This window comes from Pirellulales bacterium, from assembly GCA_036490175.1.
Classification (GTDB): Bacteria; Planctomycetota; Planctomycetia; order Pirellulales; family JACPPG01; genus JACPPG01.
In genome coordinates this window covers 1-4,759 of record DASXEJ010000060.1, presented here as the reverse complement: position 1 = coordinate 4,759, position 4,759 = coordinate 1, and the positions used below count along the sequence as shown (strand labels likewise).

The 4,759-nt window shown below is 56.9% G+C and carries 5 protein-coding genes; all 5 read right to left on the bottom strand.

The window, feature by feature from the left end:
• The coding region (locus VGG64_04045) for a BON domain-containing protein (protein HEY1598746.1) at positions 1–196 on the bottom strand (196 nt) is incomplete at its 3' end.
• Positions 197–2,086: 1,890 nt separating this feature from the next.
• Entirely contained in the window at positions 2,087–2,494 is a 408-nt protein-coding gene (locus tag VGG64_04040; GenBank protein HEY1598745.1) for a hypothetical protein, read from the bottom strand.
• 53 nt (positions 2,495–2,547) lie between these two features.
• The gene (locus VGG64_04035) at positions 2,548–2,853 is read right to left on the bottom strand and encodes a hypothetical protein (protein ID HEY1598744.1); all 306 of its coding nucleotides are present in this window, start codon (positions 2,851–2,853) and stop codon (positions 2,548–2,550) included.
• A 1,250-nt stretch (positions 2,854–4,103) separates the two neighbouring features.
• Complete coding sequence (locus VGG64_04030) at positions 4,104–4,412, bottom strand: hypothetical protein (protein ID HEY1598743.1); 309 nt, start codon at positions 4,410–4,412, stop codon at positions 4,104–4,106.
• A gap of 225 nt (positions 4,413–4,637) precedes the next feature.
• A partial coding sequence (locus VGG64_04025) for an IS4/IS5 family transposase (GenBank protein HEY1598742.1) occupies positions 4,638–4,759 on the bottom strand: 122 nt, incomplete at its 5' end.

The following is a 4,759-nucleotide window of genomic DNA, read 5'->3' as shown; positions in this document are numbered from 1 at the left end:
CTCGCTGGCAGCAGGACAACGCGACTTGCCTTTCATGGAAACTGCGGACGTGTCCGCTAAGGATAACGCAATCGCGCTCTACTTTGACTTCCACGTAGCGCAGGCTAGGAATGGCCTGCGTTCCTAGAAAAATCTTCACCCGCCGGGCAAGTTCGTTCTCTCGCTCTGGATCAACGTCCGTCTCTACTGCGTACATCCTGACCCCTTCCTGGATCGTTGATCCAAACTGACCAGCAATCGAAAATGAGCAATTCTTAGACCGCTTTCGTGAACGGGGCTTTGTACGGGCTGGTGCGAAAGCATGTCAATTCGTTGATCCAAAATCGTCCGATTTGGATCAGGTATGATCATCCTATGGCCGCGCCGCCGCCAAGCTAACTCATCCTTGCGGCCGGTGATCCGAGATTCGGAATCAATGATTCGGCCGCTGCGTTAATGCAACGTCGATGATTGCCTTGAGTTCGCCGATCGTGACTCCTGAATACGTCCGATCGTTGACGGTCGAGTGATACCGTCTAGCCGCGCCATCCCTGTGGGGTCGATCGACATAAATTACTATGCCGCGATGCTGGTCAACTTCCTGCGCGCACATTTACACCCCCTTGACCCTAACTCGGCTGTAGCTTACGCCCCTAGCCTAGACGAGTAAAGTGTCAGGAATCAGCATTCTTGACGCCACGATTCTGGCGGCTTAAACTAGAAAACGTAGGGCAGTAATGCCCCGCATTCGGCCGCGTTCAAGGTTCCTGCCCCACCTTGAGCGCGGCCTTTTTCATTTCCGGTTGTGGAGACGCACGATGCATCGCGATGCCGTGTTGACCGTGATATGGAGCGCATTGCAAGAGTATGCGTGTAAGAAGGACGGCCCAGAGGTAGAAGCCTTCTGTGCATTGCCCCGCCGCGCGATTGCGCTGAATGTGACAAACGCAAGCTGGCAGTTGCCAGAATGGTTCAACGACTCGACTATCTGGGTGCCACTGCTTGGACAAGCTACCGCGATTGCTGAGCACCGGTCGGATAGCCATTGTGCAGTGTTCAATCTTCGGCCTTGGGTGCTTAGCTGCTCCTGGCTGGCCGCTGGGTGGCTGACGTAGACCGTCAGCATTCTTGACCCATCGCGACCCACTGCTAGAGTTCTTATTGCGGGGTACACGTACTCTGCAATTAGCCGGGCCTAGGTTCTGCCCCACCTAGGCCCGGTTTTCATTTCATGGCATTCGACGTGGCATTCGCCTAGGAAAAACATGCATTCAGTTGAGCCGGCTACTTACTGTGTGAGGGCGTACGATGATGAAGGTAAAGAAATCTTCTTTGCGACCTTCGATAACGCTACAGCATTCCCTGACGCATGCGCTTGTTTTGAAAAGATAAAGCGCCAAGCGGAAGCAACGCGGATTCATTTCACCAAAGAATACGGCGGTAAGAACACGTGGGCGCAGAGACCGCTGAGACGCGACGAGTCTGGTAGCTGGAAAGAGACCTGAACCCAGGCAAATGCTGGATACGAATGTGAGATGCCCCAAATGCGAGGGCGATACCTCGACGATCGTCGCGTACGTGCCACTATTCGACCGGGACACCATACCAGTTTCCTAGTGCCCACTTTCTTCGAACATCCAAAGTAGGGCGGGCGCTCTAACGTATACGTCCGATGACGCGCCGTCTGGTCTTTCGTGCGCATGAAAGCCTACCCGCTGGCGAATCCAGTTGACGTTGTAGGCGATGAAGAGGGCCAATCCTGACACCCACAGCAGCATGGTCCCCAGTCTACACCGGAACCAACGGCGGCGATTTGGCGACCCCATGTTCATTCGCCGATTGTACCGAACGCCGCACTGACGGCGTAACGGCCGGTCGCGGATATGAGCGTGGGGTCGGCGGACCGCCCTGCGCTGCGTTAGGAGAGACGCTACGAGGCCGGCTTGCCGGAGCTCTTTGACAATTCGACGAACCGCGGGCCTCGCACGCTCAGCGGCTCCGTTGGACCGATAATGTCAGTCCTTTCGTGCGGCCATTGCTTCGAGTTTCGCCAAGTCCCTTTCGACCGGCAACCCTGCCGCGGACCAATCTGGCTTCTCTCCGCCATCTATTGTGGCGTGGAGCTTGTCGAAGTGTTCCCGTAGGTCACAACGGGTGAGGTTGATTCTTCCCAGTCGGTCCGCGGCACGTTGCTGTCTTTGACGATGGGCATTAGCTTGCCGATGACGATATCCAGCTCGTCTAACGGCCGGTGAGCTTTGCTCGGCGTCTCGGCCACGATGGCCACCTTAATCGTCGTGGCATATTCGCGGACGCGCTTCACGGCTTCCGCGTAGTTTGCGGGCATTGCCACGTCGGCTTCCGTGCTTGGCACCTCGTCCGGGTCGTGCTCATGGGCGTGGAGCTGATCGTCGGAGCCGGGACGCGGCGCCGTCCAGCCGCAACCAGTCGCGGCGATTACTAATAGCAATCCCAACTGGAACAATCGTCGCCGAGTGGGCTGCTCTTCGCGCATGCCGCAATTGTACTCAGCGACGACGGCGATAGGCCAGCATGCTGAGCGTTGCCCTAGGGCGCAGCCGGGTCGTCGGTAGAGAGGCTGATCTCAGGGTTGTCAGTCAGCCGGTATTCGCCTTGCGCTATTCGGTCCACGCCATGGCCGGTCGTTGTCGTTAGCACCAAGAGCGTCGGCTCGACGCGAGTTCGGTCTCGATCGTGCAGCGCGCCGAAATGTGTCCAAATCTCGACCGTGTGGGTTTCACCCTCTTGGGTGTACGCCTTGAAGCTGCCAACGCATTGCAAGTGCGTCTTGGCCCTATCGGCGCTTTTATCCGGCGGCCTTCCATCAGAGGGTGAGTCGCACGTTTTGCTCATGCTTGCATTATATCTCACTGGAGCCTGAACTAGCAGAGGTTGGCCAGCGAGTGAGCGCACGAAAACAGGCCGCAAGCGCCAAGTTGACGCTGCGGCCTATCGGTCATCGGGTTTCCCCAGATATCGACAGTATCGGCAATGCCGCTGCGGAAGATGAGCGCGTGAAAAAGGCCGCAGCAAGTCGCCACGGCCATTCTGTGGCTACCCTGCCGGATGCGCCACGTCCGTAGTATCGGCCGGCGTGTGTTCCACCGTGAGCACATGCGGAAGCTAGCAACGAAAAAAGCCGTCCAGGCCTGATGAAAAAACCTGGACGGCTCGACCGTGGGGAGGGAAGGTCGGCAAATAAGTGTAGGTCGCGGAGTGCGTGCCGAGCGCACGAAAAAGGCCGCCAGCCGGTGGTAGTTCCCTTGGCGACAGGCGCGACGTGACGAGGTCGGGGTCGAATCGTCGATCGCTGACGTCAGGGAGCGGCGAAGGCGATAATCAATCTCGCATCCGGCGATAGCACTTCTCAATCGCCTTCGTGGGGTCCCGAGAACAATCCTGGCAAAGGTCGACCACCTTGATAGTTTCTCTCATCGGCACTCGCGTTCCGCTTGTCCAGCCTTCAGGCAGCATGACGACGCCCGTTTGTTCTGTTTTGTTGCACGCGTCGCAGGTCCATTCTTGCGCAATTACAGGCTTATGCGTCATGGCTGGTTCCATTTGAGAGAGAGGGTCGGCAGTCCCAGCAATCGTTGTCAGGCCGACGGCAATTTCGCGCATGAAAAAGGGCCGTGAGGTGGGCTAGAACCTGGCGACCCCATGTTGCCAGAAAAGGCTAGGGCAACGAGATCCAATTTAATCAAGTGATGATTTTCGGCAACGACGCGCACGAAAAAGCCGCCAGTCCCGGCTCGGATAACTGGCGGCTAATGCTCGGGTGACGCGCATCATCGAGCAGCAAAGATCTAGCATGGAACGATCGCGGCTGTCAAACGTTGTTCGAAAAATGCGCGCCTTGGCCGATTGACGAGCAGTGCCTGTATTCGTCGCTGCGCCGCCCCTTCGAAATCCTCGTCGCGCGCATAAAGAAGGCCGCCAGGAATGGACTAAGATCCTGACGGTTCACCAGTAGGGCTATCAGCACCGGCGGTGCTGACGAACGAACTATATGGATGCTCCGTAACCGTATTCAAGCAGTGGCAGAAACTTGTGCACTTTGGTCGTCAAGCGTAATACCGCTAGTCACGCGCGGGCTTAATGCATCAGAGAAAGTTGTGCCGTTCGATGTATTCGATCCACGGGCTGTCCAAGTGGGGATTGAACATACAACCGCGGATGTCTGGATGTGCGAGCATAGAGATTCTCAGCGCCTCGCGATCAACCGCCAGTGGCATGCAATCCGCGTCGGCGTCAACACGTTCAAGATATAGCTGCGCCGACTCTTCGCTCTCAAATAGCGGAAGCCACTTGCCGTCGTCGACTAGAACGACGGCATAGCATCCAGAAGGCGTCTCCGCGCCGACCAGAAACGCCGGGAACCGAATCTCACGTTTGTCGGCAGGTTCGAGCATTTCGTTGTTGTGAGACCGCGATCACTACCCATGGACTGTATTAACGTGTTGCTCCAAGTTATCGGCGGCAAGCTTGACCATTGCAGCGACAGAGGAGTCCGTGAACGAAGTTGGACTGTGATTGGAACATGCCCCGCAGAACCACCGCGCCCTGTAAGCGCCGTCCTTCATTCGGACTGTCACTGTCCAGGCGACGCCGTTGACTATTAGAACAAGTCTTCAAAGTCACTTTTTGTGAGCGAGGCGGCGTGACATCAGGGCGATCATGGAAATGAGAATCATCGCTTCACTGGTTTCCGTGTTGTGTTCATAGTCGCGGCTGTGTCGACGGTAGCGTGCCAGCCAGG

What these genes read in the sequence shown, in the direction of transcription:
- VGG64_04030 (HEY1598743.1), bottom strand. Translation starts at nt 4,412, where the DNA reads ATGCTCGAACCTGCCGACAAACGTGAGATTCGGTTCCCGGCGTTTCTG.
- VGG64_04035 (HEY1598744.1), bottom strand. Translation starts at nt 2,853, where the DNA reads ATGAGCAAAACGTGCGACTCACCCTCTGATGGAAGGCCGCCGGATAAA.
- VGG64_04040 (HEY1598745.1), bottom strand. Translation starts at nt 2,494, where the DNA reads ATGCGCGAAGAGCAGCCCACTCGGCGACGATTGTTCCAGTTGGGATTG.